The organism is Allobosea sp. P2_B12, assembly GCF_056404835.1.
Map to the genome: position 1 here is coordinate 153,184 of NZ_JBFUDG010000002.1, position 17,284 is coordinate 170,467.

The 17,284-nt window shown below is 67.2% G+C and carries 17 protein-coding genes; 12 read left to right on the plus strand and 5 right to left on the minus strand.

The genetic code is table 11. The features are described 5' to 3' along the window. From AC1DYU_RS05970 to AC1DYU_RS05980, 3 genes are all read left to right on the plus strand, one after another. On the plus strand, positions 1–1,131 hold the full coding sequence (locus AC1DYU_RS05970) for an ABC transporter substrate-binding protein (RefSeq protein WP_476790828.1): 1,131 nt from the start codon (positions 1–3) through the stop codon (positions 1,129–1,131). Positions 1,132–1,301: 170 nt separating this feature from the next. Continuing rightward, on the plus strand, positions 1,302–2,132 hold the full coding sequence (locus tag AC1DYU_RS05975; RefSeq protein ID WP_476791305.1) for an ABC transporter permease: 831 nt from the start codon (positions 1,302–1,304) through the stop codon (positions 2,130–2,132). Beyond that, entirely contained in the window at positions 2,129–2,944 is an 816-nt protein-coding gene (locus AC1DYU_RS05980; RefSeq protein WP_476790829.1) for an ABC transporter permease, read from the plus strand. The genes AC1DYU_RS05975 and AC1DYU_RS05980 overlap by 4 nt, the downstream gene beginning before the upstream one ends. A gap of 111 nt (positions 2,945–3,055) precedes the next feature. On the opposite strand, the gene AC1DYU_RS05985 is transcribed toward AC1DYU_RS05980, so the two are convergent. Continuing rightward, positions 3,056–4,114, minus strand: a complete 1,059-nt coding sequence (locus AC1DYU_RS05985) for a sugar phosphate isomerase/epimerase family protein (RefSeq protein WP_476790830.1) — start codon at positions 4,112–4,114, stop codon at positions 3,056–3,058. Between the two features lie 209 nt (positions 4,115–4,323). On the opposite strand from AC1DYU_RS05985, the gene AC1DYU_RS05990 reads away from it, so the two are divergent. From AC1DYU_RS05990 to AC1DYU_RS06030, 9 genes are all read left to right on the plus strand, one after another. Continuing rightward, positions 4,324–5,550, plus strand: a complete 1,227-nt coding sequence (locus AC1DYU_RS05990) for an ROK family protein (RefSeq protein WP_476790831.1) — start codon at positions 4,324–4,326, stop codon at positions 5,548–5,550. After that, complete coding sequence (locus AC1DYU_RS05995) at positions 5,547–7,058, plus strand: sugar ABC transporter ATP-binding protein (RefSeq protein ID WP_476790832.1); 1,512 nt, start codon at positions 5,547–5,549, stop codon at positions 7,056–7,058. Before AC1DYU_RS05990 ends, AC1DYU_RS05995 begins: the two co-directional genes overlap by 4 nt. Continuing rightward, positions 7,045–8,058, plus strand: coding sequence for an ABC transporter permease (locus tag AC1DYU_RS06000; protein WP_476790833.1), 1,014 nt, complete (start codon positions 7,045–7,047; stop codon positions 8,056–8,058). The genes AC1DYU_RS05995 and AC1DYU_RS06000 overlap by 14 nt, the downstream gene beginning before the upstream one ends. 26 nt (positions 8,059–8,084) lie before the next feature. Further along, a complete protein-coding gene (locus AC1DYU_RS06005; RefSeq protein ID WP_476790834.1) occupies positions 8,085–9,050 on the plus strand; it encodes a substrate-binding domain-containing protein in 966 nt (321 codons plus the stop codon). Positions 9,051–9,284: 234 nt separating this feature from the next. Then, the gene (locus AC1DYU_RS06010) at positions 9,285–10,463 is read left to right on the plus strand and encodes a Gfo/Idh/MocA family protein (RefSeq protein WP_476790835.1); all 1,179 of its coding nucleotides are present in this window, start codon (positions 9,285–9,287) and stop codon (positions 10,461–10,463) included. Between the two features lie 190 nt (positions 10,464–10,653). Continuing rightward, positions 10,654–11,454, plus strand: coding sequence for a molybdate ABC transporter substrate-binding protein (gene modA / locus AC1DYU_RS06015; RefSeq protein ID WP_476790836.1), 801 nt, complete (start codon positions 10,654–10,656; stop codon positions 11,452–11,454). A gap of 12 nt (positions 11,455–11,466) precedes the next feature. After that, the gene (modB, locus tag AC1DYU_RS06020) at positions 11,467–12,165 is read left to right on the plus strand and encodes a molybdate ABC transporter permease subunit (protein WP_476790837.1); all 699 of its coding nucleotides are present in this window, start codon (positions 11,467–11,469) and stop codon (positions 12,163–12,165) included. After that, positions 12,162–13,250, plus strand: coding sequence for a molybdenum ABC transporter ATP-binding protein (gene modC / locus AC1DYU_RS06025; RefSeq protein ID WP_476790838.1), 1,089 nt, complete (start codon positions 12,162–12,164; stop codon positions 13,248–13,250). The genes modB and modC overlap by 4 nt, the downstream gene beginning before the upstream one ends. A 52-nt stretch (positions 13,251–13,302) precedes the next feature. After that, complete coding sequence (locus AC1DYU_RS06030) at positions 13,303–13,677, plus strand: winged helix-turn-helix domain-containing protein (RefSeq protein ID WP_476790839.1); 375 nt, start codon at positions 13,303–13,305, stop codon at positions 13,675–13,677. A 10-nt stretch (positions 13,678–13,687) separates the two neighbouring features. Here AC1DYU_RS06030 and msrA read toward each other — a convergent pair whose 3' ends face one another. The 4 genes from msrA to AC1DYU_RS06050 form a co-directional block, all read right to left on the minus strand. Further along, on the minus strand, positions 13,688–14,437 hold the full coding sequence (msrA, locus tag AC1DYU_RS06035) for a peptide-methionine (S)-S-oxide reductase MsrA (protein WP_476790840.1): 750 nt from the start codon (positions 14,435–14,437) through the stop codon (positions 13,688–13,690). 39 nt (positions 14,438–14,476) lie between these two features. Beyond that, on the minus strand, positions 14,477–14,968 hold the full coding sequence (gene msrB / locus AC1DYU_RS06040; RefSeq protein WP_476790841.1) for a peptide-methionine (R)-S-oxide reductase MsrB: 492 nt from the start codon (positions 14,966–14,968) through the stop codon (positions 14,477–14,479). 177 nt (positions 14,969–15,145) lie between these two features. Then, positions 15,146–16,642 (minus strand): DUF1236 domain-containing protein, encoded by a 1,497-nt coding sequence (locus AC1DYU_RS06045; protein WP_476790842.1) that lies wholly within the window; start codon positions 16,640–16,642, stop codon positions 15,146–15,148. A gap of 103 nt (positions 16,643–16,745) precedes the next feature. Further along, on the minus strand, positions 16,746–17,171 hold the full coding sequence (locus tag AC1DYU_RS06050) for a DUF1236 domain-containing protein (protein WP_476790843.1): 426 nt from the start codon (positions 17,169–17,171) through the stop codon (positions 16,746–16,748). Positions 17,172–17,284: the final 113 nt, after the last annotated feature.

A 17,284-nucleotide genomic window follows, 5' to 3' on the forward strand; every position in this document is an offset into this window, starting at 1 on the left:
ATGCGCATCCTCACGATAGCCTGCTCGCTCGCGGCGCTGATGGCGGCCTCGCCGCTCTCCGCACAGACCCTCAACGTGGCTTCGGCCGGCGACCAGAACATGGTCGACTACGTCAAGGACTATCTCGGGCCGATGTTCGAGAAAGCCAATCCCGGCGTGAAGGTCGTTTCGGTGGGCACCGGCGCGGGCGATTCCGGTTCGCAGAAGATCTACGAGAAGCTCGATGCCCAGAAGGGCGCGGCGACCACCGATTTCGACGTCGTCGTGATCCATCAGAAGGCTGCCGGCCTGATGGTCAAGGAAGGGCTGCTCGACAAATACACGGGCAATGTCGCTACCGCCAAGCTGGCGACGGGCGATTCCACGAAGAACGCGCTCGGCACCGACGTCTCGGGCTACGTCATCCCGATGTTCCAGTCGCAGACGGCGCTCGCCTACAACGCCGACATGGTCAAGACGCCGCCTGCGACCTTCGCCGAGCTCGCCGACTGGGCCAAGAAGAACCCCAAGCAGTTCGGCTATAACGGCATCAAGGGCGGCATGTCCGGCGTCTCCTTCGTCGCGGGCTGGGTCTATGCCTTCGGCGGCGACGCCGACAAGCTGATCAAGGGCCCCTATGACGCGGCCACCAAGGCGAGCTGGGACAACGCCTTCGCCGGTCTCAAGGAGTTCAACAAGAACGCCGTGATCACCCCCGGCAATGCCGGCACGCTCGACATGCTGAACCGCGGCGAGATCGCGATCGGCCCGGTCTGGGTCGACATGTTCTATTCCTGGCAGGCCGACGGCAAGCTGCCGCCGAACATGAAGCTCAAGCTGGTCTCGCCCGGCATGCCCGGCCAGCCGATGTATTATGCGGTGCCCGGCAAGTCGTCCCAGAAGAAGCTCGCCGAGGCCTTCATCGCGCTCGCCACCAGCCCGCAGGTCCAGGCCGACGGCATCGTCAAGAAGTTCAACTGGTATCCGGGCATCGACGCGAAGAACCTCGAGGGCAAGCTCGACAAGGCCGCCTGGGACAAGCTCTTCACCGACGTCACCCCGGCCGATCTTGCCAAGAACGGCAAGGCCTTCCCGATCGCGCCCTACTTCAACGACATCCTCGAGGGCTACGAGAAGAAGGTCTCGAACTGAGACTTGAGTTCGATAGCTGGGGTGACGGAATACGCCGTCATCCCGGACAAGCGGCGAAGCCGCGCCGATCCGGGATCCATTCCTGACCCGTTCCGGAATGGATCCCGGATCTCCGCTTCGCTGCGCCCGGGATGACCCGGAACACCTTGAAGAAACGCATTCGAATGAGCCTGTCACAACGCCATCTGGCGCTGATCCTGATCGCTCCCGGCCTGATGCTGGTCGCGGCGCTGTTTCTGTATCCGCTGTGCTTCTCTCTGATCTCGGCCTTCAGCGGTCCCGACGGCTCCTTCACGCTGCAATGGTTCGCCAAGGCGTTCGAGCTCTACTCCACCGACATCGTCTTCACGGTGGTGATCGTGCTGGCCTCCTGCGCGCTGACGGCGCTCGCCGCCATCGTCATCGCTGGCACGCTGACGCTGGGGGAGAACCGGATCATCGTGGGGGTTTTGAAGGCGCTCTATCGCTGGCCGCTGTTCATTCCGTTCATCGTCGCGGCGCAGTGCATGCGCACCTTCCTCGCCAAGAACGGGCTGATGAACAACACCTTCGTCTCGCTGGGGCTGATCGAACCGCTGCAGGCGGTGAGCTTTCTGGACTGGCGCGGCATCATCGCGACCTTCGTCTGGAAGCAGACGCCCTTCGTCGCTCTGCTGCTGGCCGGCGCGCTCGCCTCGATCGACCGGGCGACGCTGGAGGCCGGCCGCAATCTCGGGGCTTCGCGGGTGCGGGTGCTGATCGAACTGGCGCTGCCGCAGGTGATGCCGACGCTGCTGGTGGCGCTGGTCCTGTCCTTCGTGACGATGCTCTCGGTGCTGTCGGTGCCGATGATGGTGTCGGGTTCGCAGCCGACGATGCTGACCGTCGACATGGCGTTCCGGATCAATGCCTATGGCGACTACGCCACGGCCAATGCGCTCGGCGTCATCACCTATCTGATCTCGGCAGGCGCCGCGATCCTCTACCTCAAGCGCGGCATGTCCGAGGGCGCGCCGCGATGACCCGGATCGCTTCCTCCGCGCGCATGGTGCTGGCGGTCTCGCTGCTCGCAGCCTTCGCCTTCGTCCTGATCGGGCCGCTGCTCAACCTCGCGCTCTGGTCCGTAGCCGAGCGTTGGTACACGCCCTACAAGCTGCCGGTGACCTATGGTACGCGCTATTGGGAGCAGGTGTTCCGGCCGACCGGCGATGCGATGGTCTCGCTGGGCACCAGCGTCTGGATCGCCGTGCTGACGGTCATCTTCGCGCTCGCGCTGTCGATCCCGGCCGGCTACGCGCTGGCGCGGCTGAAGCTGCCGATGCGGGCGCTGTTCATGCTGATGTTCCTGCTGCCGCAGGCGTTTCCGTCTGTGGCGATCTATATCAACGTCGCCAGGATCTTCTACCAGATCGGCATCAACGGCACGATCTTCGCCGTCGTGCTGGTCCATGCCGCCCATGGGCTGGTCTTTTCGGTATGGATCGCGGCGGCGGCCTTCGCCGCCGTCGACCGCGATCTCGAGCTCGCGGCGCGCAACATGGGGGCCTCGCCGCTGCGGGCCTTCTTCACCGTGACGCTGCCGCTGGCGGCGCCCGGCATCATCGCGAGCGGCATCTTCGTCTTCCTGGAATCGCTCGACGAGTTCACCGGCACCTTCTTCGTCGGCGTCCCGCAGGTCACGACGCTGCCGCTGCTGCTCTACAATGCGGCGATGGGCGGCAATTATCAGGTCGCCTCGATCACGGCGCTGATCCTGCTCGTGCCGTCAGTGCTGTTCATGCTGTTCATCGAGCGCTTCCTGCGCGCCGACGTGCTGGCGAAGGTCGGCGCGTAGGACCGCTTGAGGTATCTTCAGCCCTCATCCTTCGAGACGCACTTCTGCGAAGTGCTCCTCAGGATGAGGGCTCAAATTCTCAAACGGGTTTTGGGGCGAAAAGAGTTCGGCTTACCGGATCAGGCCCAGCATGCGGCGGGCGAGGTCCGGATCGCCGCCGCCGGCGAAATCGTCGAAGGCGGTTTCGGTGACGCGGATGATGTGGCTGGCGATGAAGGGCGCGCCCTCGCGTGCGCCGTCCTCGGGATGCTTCAGCGCGCATTCCCATTCGAGCACCGGCCAGCCGTCGAAGCCGTATTGCGCGAGCTTGGAGAAGATCGCCTTGAAGTCGACCTGGCCATCGCCGAGCGAGCGGAAGCGCCCGGCCCGCTCGATCCAGGGCGCGAAGCCGGAATAGACGCCCTGCCGGCCATTGGGGCGGAACTCGGCATCCTTCACATGGAAGGCGCTGATCCGCTCATGGTAGATGTCGATGAAGGCGAGATAGTCGAGCTGCTGCAGCAGGAAATGCGACGGGTCGTAATTGATCCGGCAGCGCGGATGCCCGTCGAGACGCTCCAGGAAAAGCTCGAAGGTTGCCCCGTCGAAGACATCCTCGCCCGGATGGATCTCGAAGCCGATATCGACGCCGTTGTCCTCATAGACGTCGAGGATCGGCCGCCAGCGCTTTGCCAGCTCTCCGAAGCTTTCCTGGACGAGGCCGGCGGGGCGCTGCGGCCAAGGATAGACGAAGGGCCAGGCCAGCGCGCCGGTGAAGCTCACCGAACCGGTCAGCCCGAGCCGCCGAGAGGCCTTGGCCGCGAGCTTGAGCTGGTCCACCGCCCAGGTCTGCCGTTCCACCGGGCGACCGTGCAGGGCGGCGGGCGCGAAGGCATCGAAGGCCGCGTCATAGGCCGGATTGACCGCGACGAGCTGGCCCTGCAGATGCGTCGAGAGTTCGGTGATCGCGACGCCGTTCTCGGCCGCGATGCCGGCGATTTCGTCGCAATAGCTTTGCGATTCGGCGGCGCGGGCGAGATCGATGAAGCGGGCGTCCCAGGACGGCAATTGCACGCCGCGATAGCCGAGGCCGGCCGCCCAGGCCGTGATGGACGGCCAACTATCGAAAGGCGCCTTGTCGCCCGCGAACTGCGCCAGGAAAATCGCGGGGCCCTTCATCGTTGCCGGCATCGTCTCGTCCCTTTTCATTTCGCGGCAAGATGGCGCGGGACGAGGCGATCGGTCCAGAGCGGATGGGTGTCGCGGCATGTTCGCCTTCATCCAGACATCTGCCTGATTTAGGCTTAAGTTCGGTCTTGAGGGGCCGGGCGGTTCGCCCCTAGCTTTCGGGCAACGGCCGAAACAGGCCGATCGAGGAAGCGCAGGAGGCCGCCATCGCATTGCCCTGGCACGCTTTGAGTCCCGACGAGCTCGCGCTGCTGGAAGCGGCGTTCTGGGCCGGCGGGGTCGCGCGCCACGCTCTCTCCGACACGCTCCAGTTCTCGCGCAGCAAGACCAACGCGCTTGCCGCCGGTCTGCTCGACCAGGGCCTGCTCGACGAGGCCGGCGTCCAGCATTCGACCGGCGGCCGGCGCCCGGAGACGCTGCGGGTGCATGGCCGCATCGGCGTCCTCGTCGGCGTCGATATCGGCGCGACCAGTCTCGACGTGGCGCTGCTGCGACCCGATCTCAGCGTCATCGCCCGCCACTCGCAGGAGGCCGACGTCCAGGCCGGTCCCGGGCCGATCATGGCGCGGCTGCGCAGCCTGCTGCCCGCCATGCTGGCGCAGCACGGCATCGCGCGCGACCGCGTGCTGGCGGTCGGCATCGGCGTGCCCGGCCCGGTCAATTTCACTGCGGGCCAGCTCGTCAATCCGCCGCTGATGCCCGGCTGGGACAGCTATGCGATCCGCGACGATCTGCGCGAGATCACCGAGGCGCCGGTTTTCGTCGACAACGACGTCAACCTGATGGCGCTCGGCGTGCTCTGGCGCCAGCGCCGCCAGATCGAGAATTTCCTCGTCATCAAGGTCGGCACCGGCATCGGCTGCGGCATCGTCTGCCATGGTGAGCTCTATCGCGGCGCCAGCGGTTCGGCCGGCGATGTCGGCCATATCTGCGTCGATCCCGAGGGTCCGCTCTGCCGCTGCGGCAATCGCGGCTGCGTCGAGGCGATGGCTGCTGCACCCGCGATCGTGGCGATGGGCCGCGAAGCGGCCGAGAGCGGGCGCAGCGCCGCGCTGGCGCAGCGCCTCGCCGAGACCGGGCAGCTCGAGGCCAGCGATATCGGTGCCGCCTGCCGCGCCGGCGATGCGGAGGCCGATGCGATCGTGCGCCGCTCGGGCCGGCTGATCGGGCAGGTGCTGGCGGCGCTGGTCAATTTCTACAACCCGTCGCACATCTTCATCGGCGGTGGCGTCTCGCAGATCGGGCCGATGTTCCTCGCGGCGATCCGCCAGAGCGTGAACCAGCGCTCGCTGGCGCTCTCGACCCGCCATCTCGAGATCACCTCGGCGCCGCTGGGGCCGGAGACCGGGCTGATCGGCGCGGGCGTGCTGGCGATGCGCGAGGCCATGCGCGGCCAGACCCTGCGCAGCCAGACCTTGAACGGTGGAGGCCGGCGATGACCACGCAAGGTCGCGGGCTCTCCGTCGCTTTCGAGGGCATCGTCAAGCGCTTCGGCCCGGTCGAGGTGCTGCACGGCGTCTCGTTTTCGCTGGAGCCCGGCCGCGTCTACGGCCTGCTCGGCGAGAACGGCGCCGGCAAATCGACGCTGATGAAGATCCTCGCCGGCTATGAGCAACCGAGCGAAGGCCGCGTGCTGGTCGAAGGCAAGCCGGTCGCCTTCTCCGGCTCGCGCGACGCCGAGGCGCGGGGCATCGTCCTGATCCATCAGGAGTTCAACCTCGCCGAGGATCTGACGATCGCCGGCAACATCTTCCTCGGCCATGAGCGCCGCAAGGGCTGGTTCCTCGACGAGGCGGCGATGCGGCAGGAAGCGGAGGCCGCGCTGGCGCAGGTCGGCCTGGTGCGGGCGGCCGACACGCCGGTGCGGCGGCTGATCGTCGCCGAGAAGCAGCTCGTCGAGATCGCCAAGGCGCTGTCGCGCAAGGCCCGCCTGCTGATCATGGACGAGCCGACGGCGACGCTGACGCCGTCGGAGGTCGCCAGGCTCTTCGCCCTGATCGAGCGGATGCGCGCCGACGGCGTCACCATCGTCTACATCTCGCACAAGCTCGACGAGGTCGAGCGCATCACCGACGAGGTGATCGTGATGCGCGACGGCAACCTCGTCGGCCGGGCGCCGACGCCATCGCTCTCCCGCCACGACATGGCGACGATGATGGTCGGCCGTGAGATCGCCGATCTGTTCCCGGAGAAGGTGCCGTTCGACGAGGCTGCGGCGCCGGTGCTGGCGGTCGAAGGCTTCACCGTGCCGGGCTGGGCGCAGGGCGTCTCCTTCGCGGTGCGTCCTGGCGAAATCCTCGGCTTCGCCGGGCTCGTCGGCGCCGGTCGGACCGAGCTGTTCGAGGGCATCCTGGGCCTGAGACCGGGCACCGGGGATGTCGAAGTCGCGGGGCGATCGGTGACGTTGCGGACGCTTCGGGACGCGACCCGGCATGGGCTGAGCTATCTGAGCGAGGACCGCAAGGGCAAGGGGCTGCATGTCGACTTCCCGCTGGCGCCGAACCTGACCCTGATGGCGCTGGAGCGCTATGCCCGGCCCTGGCTCGACCACGGCGCCGAGCGCCAGGCCATGGAGCGCGCCGTCGAAGCCTTCGGCATCCGCGCCGGCTCGCTGTCGATGCGCGCGGCCTCCCTGTCGGGCGGCAACCAGCAGAAGCTTGCGCTGGCCAAGGTGCTGCATCCCGAGCCGAAGGTGGTCGTGCTCGACGAGCCGACGCGCGGCGTCGATGTCGGCGCCAAGCGCGAGATCTATTTCCTGATCCAGAAGCTCGCCCAACAGGGGCTCGCGGTCGTGGTGATCTCGTCGGAGCTGATCGAATTGATCGGGCTGGCGCATCGCGTCGCGGTGATGCGGGCCGGCCGGCTGGTCGCGACCGTCGCGGGCGCCGATATGACGGAGGTTGAGATGATCGCTCATGCCACGGGGACGCGCGATGTCGCAGCCTGAACCTGCAGGCGTCGCCGCCGATCTGCGCCGCCCGACCGGCACGCCCTGGGCGGAACGCCTCGCCAGCGTCGGCCCCATCGTCGGGCTCGTGCTGCTGTGCGTTGTCGGTGCCGCCCTGAACGGCGATTTCGCCACGCTCGACAACGCGCTCAATGTGCTGACCCGCACCGCCTTCATCGGCATCATCGCGGTGGGCATGTGCTTCGTCATCATCCTCGGCGGGATCGATCTCTCGGTCGGCTCGATGGCGGCGCTGATCGCCGGCTGCGTGATCATGTTCATCAACTGGGCGGCGGGCTCAGGCGTCTCGCCGCTGCTGGCGGTGGCGGCCGGGGCGGGGCTGGCGGTGCTGCTCGGGGCGGTGTTCGGGCTCGCCCATGGCGTGCTGATCGCGAAGGGGCGGATCGAGCCCTTCATCGTGACGCTGGGTACGCTCGGCATCTACCGGGCGTATCTGACCTATTTCGCCGATGGCGGCGCGCTGACGCTGCAGAACAACCTCGCCGACCTCTATGCGCCGGTCTATTACGGCAGCGTGCTGGGCGTGCCGATTCCGGTCGTCGCCTTCCTCGTCGTTGCGCTGATCGGCGCGGCGATCCTGAACAAGACGGCCTATGGCCGGCATGTCCAGGCGATCGGCTCCAACGAGACCGTCGCGCGCTATGCGGCCGTCAACGTCGAGGGCGTCAAGATCCTGACCTATATGCTGCTGGGCGTCTGCGTCGGCATCGCCACGCTGTTTTATGTGCCGCGCCTGGCCTCGGCCTCGCCGACCACGGGCCTGCTCTGGGAGCTCGAGGCGATCGCGGCGGTGATCGTCGGCGGGGCCGCGCTCAAGGGCGGCCAGGGCAGCATCATCGGCACGGTCGTCGGCGCGATCCTGCTCTCGGTGATCAGCAACATCCTCAATCTGACGAGCCTGATCAGCGTCTATCTGAACGCCGCCGTGCAGGGCTTCGTCATCATCACCGTCGCGTTTTTGCAGAAAGGCCGCCGCTAGGGCGTGCCAATAAAGGGAGAGAACCGATGTCCATGCAGACCAGACGTTCCATCATGCTCACTGCCGCCGCAGCGGGCCTTGCCTTCGCGGCGACAAGCGCCGCCGCCGAGCCCGTCAATCTCGGCGTCTCCATCCCCGCCGCGACGCACAGCTTCATGGGCGGCATCAACTACTGGGCCAACCAGGCCAAGAAGGATCTCGAGGCCAAACACAAGGACCTCAAGATCACGATCCGCACCGCCGCCAATGCGACAGAGCAGGCCAACCAGCTCCAGGATCTAAGCACGGTCAACAAGATCAACGCGCTCGTCGTCTTCCCCTTCGAGTCGGCGGCACTGACGCGACCTGTGGCGAATGTGAAGGCCAAGGGCGCCTATGTCACCGTGGTCGATCGCGGCCTGACCGACACCTCGGCGCAGGATGCCTATGTCGCCGGCGACAACACCGCCTTCGGCAAGGTGCCTGCCGAGTACATCGTCAAGACGCTGGGCGGAAAGGGCAATGTCGTGGCGCTGCGCGGCATCCCGACCACCCTCGATACCGAGCGCATGGATGCCTTCAACGCCGTGCTCAAGGCCAATCCGGACGTCAAACTGCTCGACGCGAAATTCGCCAACTGGAACCGCGACGACGCCTACAAGGTCACGCAGGACTTCCTGACCCGGTTCAAGGAGATCGACGCCTTCTGGGCGGCCGATGACGACATGGCCTTCGGCGCCATGCGCGCGATCGAGCAGGCCGGCCGCAAGGACATCAAGGTGATCTTCGGTGGCGCTGGCGCCAAGGACATGGTCAAGCTGATCATCGACGGCAAGGATCCGCGCATTCAGGCCAATGTCAGCTACTCGCCCAAGTTCATCTACGACGCGGTCAAGCTGACCGCGGAGGCCCGGCTCAAGGGCGAGAAGCTGCCGGCGACGACGATCATACCCTCGGTGCTGATCGACAAGGCCAATGCCAAGGACTTCTACTTCCCCGACTCGCCGTTCTGAGGCGAAAGATCGACTGCGGCTGTCCAGGCGGTGCCCGGACAGCCGCTTCTTCATGTGGCGACTTGATATCTCCCTCAGCCCTCATCCTGAGGAGCCATTCCGCAAGGAATGGCGTCTCGAAGGATGCTCCAGGAGGCTCCTGAAAACCCTGGAGCATCCTTCGAGACGCAGCCTTCGGCTGCTCCTCAGGATGAGGGCTGAGGGGCACCAGGTCTTTCGAAGATTGGACGCATCATGAGCGAGCAAACCCCGCGCCGGCTGCGCTACGCCATGGTCGGTGGCGGGCAGGGCGCCTTCATCGGCGCCGTGCATCGCCACGCCATCGCGCTCGACGGGCTGGCTGAACTCGCAGCCGGCGCGTTCTCCTCGACGCCCGAACGGGCGCTGGCATCGGGCCGCGCGCTTGGCGTGCCCGACGCGCACAACCACGCAAGCTGGCAGGCGCTGCTCGAAGCCGAGCTGAAGCGCCCGGCGGATGAGCGCGTCGATGCGGTGGTGATCGTCACGCCGACCGACAGTCATTTCCCGATCGCGCAGGCCTTCGCGGATGCTGGCTTCAATGTCGTCTGCGACAAGCCGCTGGTGCATACGAGCGAGCAGGCGAACGCGCTGGTGGCGACGGTCGCCAAGCGCGGCACCATCTTCGGCGTGACCTATAACTACACCGGCTATCCGATGGTCCGGCAGGCGCGCGAGATGGTGCGTTCGGGCGCGTTGGGGACCATCCGCAAGGTCGTGGTCGAGTACAATCAGGGCTGGCTTGCCACTGCGCTGGAGGCGACCGGCAACAAGCAGGCCGGCTGGCGCACCGACCCCGCCCGCAGCGGCATCGCCGGCGCGCTCGGCGATATCGGCTCGCATGCGGAGAACCTCGTCTCGACGGTGACGGGACTTGCGATCGAGGAACTCGTCGCCGATCTCGGCGCGCTGGTGCCGGGCCGGGCGCTCGACGACGATGCCAGCATCCTGCTGCACTATGAAGGCGGTGCGCGCGGCGTGCTGATCGCGTCGCAGATCAATGCCGGGCTGGAGAACGATCTGCGCCTGCGCGTCTCTGGTGAGCATGGCACGCTCGAATGGCGGCAGGAGGAGCCCAACCGGCTCGTCCATCATCGCGGCGACGGCCCGACGCAGATCCTGACGCGCGGCGCACCCTGGCTGTGCGAAGCGGCGCGCCGCGCCGGCCGGATTCCGCCGGGCCACCCCGAGGGTTTCATCGAGGCCTTCGCCAATGTCTATCGCGGTGTCTTCGCGGATATCCGCGCCCGCAGCGCAGGCACCGGCGCCGATCCGCTCGACGCGGACTATCCCCGGGTGACCGATGGCGCGCGCGGCGTGCATTTCATCACATGCGCGGTCGCGTCATCCGCCGAGCGGCGCTGGCGGCGTTTCGAGGATCCGGGCAGCGTCTAGACCGTCGCTTATCGCTATAGCTCCTTGAATATAGAGAAGCGACTGTTGCCGGGCCTGCCGGTAGACGGCGAGCTTCAGCTGTGGCGTGTTGAACCTGTCCGGTTTCGCCCCGGGGCACTCGACCTTCCGGCCTGTTGGCTATATCCAATGGAACAGAGCGCAGGGTAAGCCGGGGAGGACGACAGCCGTGATGATCCGCCGCCATGTGATGGGGCTTGCCGCTGGGCTTCTCCTCGGGCTCGCGCCTGCGATCGGCGTGGCCCAGGCCGAGCCGAGGGATCTCGTGATCTTCGCAGCCGCCAGTCTGAAGACCGCGCTCGATGAGGCGGCGGCCTCCTGGGTCAAGGAGACCGGAAAGCCCGCGCCGAAGATCTCCTATGCCGCCAGCAACGCGCTCGCCAGGCAGCTCGAACAGGGCGCTCCCGCCGACCTGTTCCTCTCGGCCGATCTCGACTGGATGGACTATGCGGCCGGAAAGAACCTGATCAGGCCGGAGACCCGCGTCACCCTGCTGGCGAACCGGATCGCCCTGATCGCCCCCTCGGATTCGACCGCGACAATCGCGCTGGCGCCGGGCCTCGATCTTTCCGCCGCGCTGGCGGGCGGCAAGCTCGCCATGGGCAATGTCGATTCCGTGCCGGCCGGCAAATACGGCAAGGCCGCGCTGGAGAAGCTCGGCGGCTGGGACAAGGTCAAGGACAAGGTCGCGCAGGCAGACAATGTCCGCGCCGCGCTGCTGCTGGTCTCGCGCGGCGAGGCGCCGCTCGGCATCGTCTATACCACCGACGCCGCCGCCGATCCCAAGGTCAAGGTCCTGGCGACCTTCCCGCAGGATTCACATCCGCCGATCCTCTATCCCGTCGCGCTGACCAGGGATTCGACCCATCCCGATGCGCAGGCCTTCCTGACCTATCTGCGCGGGGCTGGGCCCAGGGCAGCCTTCGAGAAGCAGGGCTTCACGGTGCTCAACAAGGCCGCAAATGCCAGTTGAAGTCCCGGATCAGTGAGCGACTGGCTCTCTCCCGAGGAATGGACGGCGGTCAGGCTTAGCCTGATCGTCGCGACCACGGCGATGCTGGCGAGCCTGCCTTTCGGCCTCGCCGTGGCGTGGCTTTTGGCGCGCGGACGCTTCTGGGGCAAGTCGATCCTCGATGCCGTTGTGCACCTGCCGCTGATCATGCCGCCCGTCGTTACCGGCTATCTGTTGCTGATCTGGTTTGGCCGGCGCGGGCCGGTCGGGCAGTTCCTGGACGAGTATTTCGGCATCGTGCTGTCGTTCCGCTGGACCGGGGCGGTGCTGGCGAGCGCGGTGATGGGTTTCCCGCTGATGGTGCGGGCGATCCGGCTCTCGATCGAGGCGGTCGACCGCAAGCTCGAGGATGCCGCCGGCACGCTCGGCGCCAACCGGGCGTGGGTTTTTCTGGTGGTGACGCTGCCGTTGTGCCTGCCCGGGATTCTCGTCGGGATGATCCTGTGCTTCGCCAAGGCGATGGGCGAGTTCGGCGCGACGATCACCTTCGTCTCAAACATTCCCGGCGAGACGCAGACCCTGCCCTCGGCGATCTACACCTTCACCCAGGTGCCCAACGGCGATGCTGGCGCGATGCGGCTGACGCTGATCTCGATTGCGATCTCGGTGGCCGCGCTGTTCGTCTCGGAATGGTTGGCGCGGCTGGTCGGACGCAGGATCGCCGTCGAATGAACCCGGTCATCGAGATCGCGGTCCGGCATCGCCTTGGCGCCTTCGAGCTGGATGCGAGCTTCGCTTCGGCTGGCCGGCTGACGGCGCTGTTCGGGCGCTCCGGCTCCGGCAAGACCTCGCTCGTCAACATCATCGGTGGACTGATCGCGCCGACGGAAGGCCGCGTCGTCGTCGACGGGCAGGTGCTGGTCGACACGCAGGCCGGCGTGTTCGTGCCCAAGCACAAGCGCCGGATCGGCTATGTCTTCCAGGAGGCGCGGCTCTTCCCGCATCTCACCGTGCGCCAGAACCTGCTCTTTGGCCGCTGGTTCGCCCCGCGTGACGCCACGACCGGTAGCGAACTGCCCGGCGTGCTCGACCTGCTCGGCATTGGGCATCTTCTGGAACGCCGGCCCGGCGCGCTGTCGGGCGGCGAGAAGCAGCGCGTCGCGATCGGCCGCGCCTTGTTGTCGAAACCGCGCCTCCTGCTGATGGACGAGCCGCTGGCCTCGCTCGACGAGGCCCGCAAGGCCGAAATCCTGCCCTATATCGAGCGGCTGCGCGACGAGATCGGCGTGCCGATCGTCTATGTCTCGCATTCGGTGGCCGAGGTGGTGCGGCTGGCAACGACGCTGGTCACCGTCGACCAGGGCCGGGTCACCGCCTGCGGATCGACCGGCGAGGTGATGTCGCGCCTCGGTGTTGGCGGGCTTTCGGGTGCCGTGGAGGCGGGCTCGATCATCGAGGCGCGCGTCGCTGGCCATGACGCGGACTATGACCTGACGCGGCTTGCGACGCGGGCTGGCACGCTTCAGGTCGCACGCAGCGCGATGCGGCCTGGCGGGCGGGTTCGGGTCCGCATCCTGGCGAGCGATGTGCTGATCAGCCTGGGACCGCCCGTCGGGGTCAGTGCGCTCAACGTCCTGCCCGGCAGGATCGTGGCGATCGGCGAGCGCGCCACGGGCGGCGCCGTCGAACTGCTGATCGATTGCGGCGGGGAAAAGCTGCTCGCCCGCCTGACCGCCAAATCGGTCGATGCGCTGGGTCTCGCACCCGGCAGCGCCGTCCATGCCGTGATCAAGAGCGTCTCGATCGAGGGGCCGTGACGATGCGAGCGCAAAAAATGACCAGACCGGGAGCAAGCCAAGGGACGCCGCCATGCCTGTGACCTCTCCGCAGAAGCCGGTGATCAGCGTCAGGGTCGACCTGGCGCCCGCCGGCCGGCTCGGGCCGGGCAAGATCGACCTGCTGGAGGCGATCGAGGACTCAGGTTCGATCTCGGGGGCGGGACGGGCGATGAAGATGTCGTATCGGCGCGCCTGGCTCCTGGTCGACGATCTCAACCGGATGTTCCGGCAGCCTCTGGTCGAGGCGTCGCCAGGCGGCGCCAAGGGCGGCGGCGCCCGTCTGACGGCAATGGGGCGCGAGGTCGTGGCGCATTATCGCGCCATCGAGAGCAAGGCGCTGAAGGCGGCCTCACTGCACATCGACGCGTTGCAGGACGCCGCTGCGGAACCCGCTCCCGTGTCATGAGCCCTGGACTCTATAACCCGCCGGCCTTGGCGACCAGCGCCGGCTCGGGGCGGTAGAGCGTCGGATAGAGGCGCTTGAGGCTCTCGATCTTCGGCAGGTCGTTGACGACGATATAGGGGTGGCGCGGGTTCTTCGTCAGGAAGTCCTGATGATAGGCCTCGGCCGGATAGAACGGCCGGTCGGGCTCGATCTTCGTCACGATCGCCGCATCGAACGCCTTGGCCTGATCGAGCTGCGCGATATAGGCCCTGGCGATCCGCGCCTGCTCGGCATTGGCCGGGAAGATCGCCGAGCGGTACTGGGTGCCGATATCCGGTCCCTGGCGGTTGAACTCGGTCGGGTCATGCGCCGCCGAGAAATAGATCTGCAGCAGCCGCGCATAGCTGATCTTGCGCGGGTCGTAGGTAATCTTCACCGCCTCGGCATGGCCGGTCCGGCCCGTGCCAATCTGGTCGTAGCTCGCCGTCGCCTTCTCGCCGCCGGCATAACCGGAGACGGCGTTGCTGACGCCCTCGACATGCTGGAACACGCCCTGCACGCCCCAGAAGCAGCCGCCGGCCAGGACCGCGATCTCGGATGTGGCCTGCGGCGCGGGTTCCTCGACCGCTGCAGCGGGGATGGCACGCGGCGCGTTCTCGGCCGTCGATGGCGAGACCCAGACCCCGAATCCCATCAGTCCGAGCACGGCCAGCGCCGCGAGGGCAGGACGGCCGTAGCGCGATGTTGATGGGCTTGTCGTCTTGTCGCGAGCGCGCGTCATGTCCGGTCTCCGTGGGTCGGAAGGTGGTGTGCGCCGGTCTCAGGCCGCCGCTGGCTTGAAGGTCATCGAGACGCCGTTCATGCAGTAGCGCAGCCCGGTCGGCTTGGGTCCATCGTTGAAGACATGGCCCTGATGGCCGCCGCAGCGGCTGCAATGCACGCTCGTTCGCATCATTCCCAACGTGCTGTCGGATTCTGTGCCGACGGCCTTGTCGAGCGGCGCCCAGAAGCTCGGCCAGCCCGTGCCGCTGTCATATTTCGTGGTCGAGGCGAACAGCGGCAGATCGCAGCCCGCGCAGGCGAAATCGCCGCGCCGCTTCTCGTTCAGGAGCGGGCTGGTATAGGGCCGCTCGGTGCCACTCTGCCGCAGGACGGCGTATTGATCGGGCTTGAGCAGGCTGCGCCATTCGGCGTCGCTGCGCTGGACCGCGAAGGTTTCCGTGGAGCGCGCGGCCGGCATCAGCCAGGAGACCGACGACGCGGCGACGCCCGCACCCGCGCCCGCCAGCAGGACATGCCGTCTTGTGATCATGGTGCCGCTTCTCCGCGCCCAACCGCCTTCGCGATCGTTGGTCAAGCTAATGCTTCGACCGCTCGCGTCCTATGGGCGACAGCGCCAACGTGCGACCCTGTGATCGACGCGTGATCGGCCGAGCTACGGCACGGTCCGCCGCTCGGGCCGACCGTGCCGTCACGAGGCGGTCGAGCGTCATTCGATGACGTCGATGATCCGCCGGCTTGTCGGATCGACGATCAGGACGTCGTCGCCCAACAGCGTATAGTGCTGACCGCGCAATTGCGGATCTGCCTCCGCGGCCTCCGCCGGGATCGGCCGCAGGATCATCTGGGAGGGCAAGACCACTCCCTTCAGCCCTTCGACGCCCATGATGTCCCCTGGCTGCGCGTCGTTCAGGATGATCCGGACGATCTGGTGCCGGCTTCCGGAGGCCTGCGGCTGAGACTGGGTGCCAGCCGTTCTTGTGGAACCGGCCTTGTCGACGACTTCGACGACGCGCCGACTCGCCGGCTCGACGATCGCGACCTCATCGCGCTCGGTCATCACATAGCGATAGCCGCGCCAGTTGGGATTGCGCTCCACGATCTCCGGCGGCAGGTCGTAATAGGGGGCATCGTCGGGCAGGACCACGCCTGCCTGGAAAACCACGGTATCGGGCCGCTTCCAGCGCCTGAGATCGCGCCTTTGCTCGAACACCGCATAAATCGTCTGGCTGGCGCCCCGATCGTCGCGCTCGATGACCTCGACGATCCGTCGCGTGGTGGGATCAACGATGACGATTTCCCGGTCGGAGACTGTATAGCGATAGGCGCTGTAGTCCGGCCGGATCGCGGCAATATCGCGCGGGATCGTCTGCAGTTGCACCCGGGCGGGCAATTCCGCTCCAACCGAAACAGTCACCCCGAGGTTCTGGACAGGCCGGATCTCGTTTCGCTGCACGCGTTCACGCACCGTGTCGGCAATGCGCCGCCGATCCGGTTCATCCTGCTGCTGGTCAGCCGGCTGGGCCGTGGTTGCACCGGCTGCCGGGGGCGCGCCTGCGGTATTCGGCGACGGGGCGGCCGGGGCAGAGCCCGGCGCCGCTGCAGCTGGACGCTGGGCCGTCGTGCCGGCCTGTCCGGCTGCGGGAGCCTGGCCAGGTGCCGGCGCCTGTCCAGCCGCTGGAGCCTGTCCCTGCTGCGCTGGCGCGTCAGCCCGCTGCCGCTGCCCCGCAGTGCTGGGCTCATCCTGCGAGCGCTGCGGCTGCGCCGATTGCGGCGAGGACGGACGCGTGGTGTTTCTCTGCTCGTCCGGCGGCCGCCGGGTGTCGGGAGCCTCCGGCCGCTCGCGCTGAGCCTGCTCGCGCTGAGGCCTCTCTACCGGTTGCGACCCTTGCCGCTCGCCACGCGGATCCTGGCCTTGCACGCGCTGCTGCGGCTGTTGCGTCGGCTCGCGGAGACCCTCGCGAGACCTGTCACTGGGCGGGGCGTTCTGAGCTCCGCGCGGCTGCACTCTCGGGCCGTCGGATCGAGGGTCCTGCGCGTCCCGCTGGCTTCCGCCGGACGAGCGCCCTGGGGTCCCCTCACTGGGGGCCCCCCGTTCGGCGCGGCCTCGCGGCATGTCGTCCGAGGGAATCACGACCGTCTGCGCCGTCGCAAGCCCCGATTGGGCAGCGAGCGCGAGCGCTGCAACTCCGATGAAGCGTTTCATGGTTCTCTCCCATTGAACATAAGAACCGGCTCGTCGACGGCGCGCATGGTCGCCGGACTCGAGGGCCTGCCTCCAAGGGCAGGCCCTCGACGTAACGAGCGGATCATTCGATGATCTGGACGATCCTGCGGGTCCTCGGCTCGACCAGGACGGTCTTGTCATTCACGACCGTGTAGCGGTACTCGGTCTTGCCGTAGCGCGCCGGCACCTCGCGATAGGTCACCGTTTCGGGAAGCGTCGTCCCAACCGCGACCTCCTCGCGATACCGGACCGAGGGAACGCGCTGCTGCGTCACATAGGTCCGGAATTCGGTGCGCTGGTCCGCCGCAATGCCGCCGGTGATCGCCCCGGCGGCGGCTCCGCCGACCGCGCCGGCTGCTGCGCCGACCGGCCCGCCGATCACGGCCCCGCCAACCGCGCCTGCCGCAGCGCCGCCCGCGGCTCCGCCGGCGGCCCCGGAACTGGATTGCGCCATGGCGGCGGCCGGCATAATGGCCAGGCTGGCTACCAACACAAGGTTCTTGATCATGGTTGATCTCCTTTTAAAGTAAGCCCCGCACCCAAAACGACGCCACAGCGTCATCGTTCCATGAACGTTTGTTCAGTTGTGCGGCGTTGCCACGAAGCCTTTGAGAATGGGGT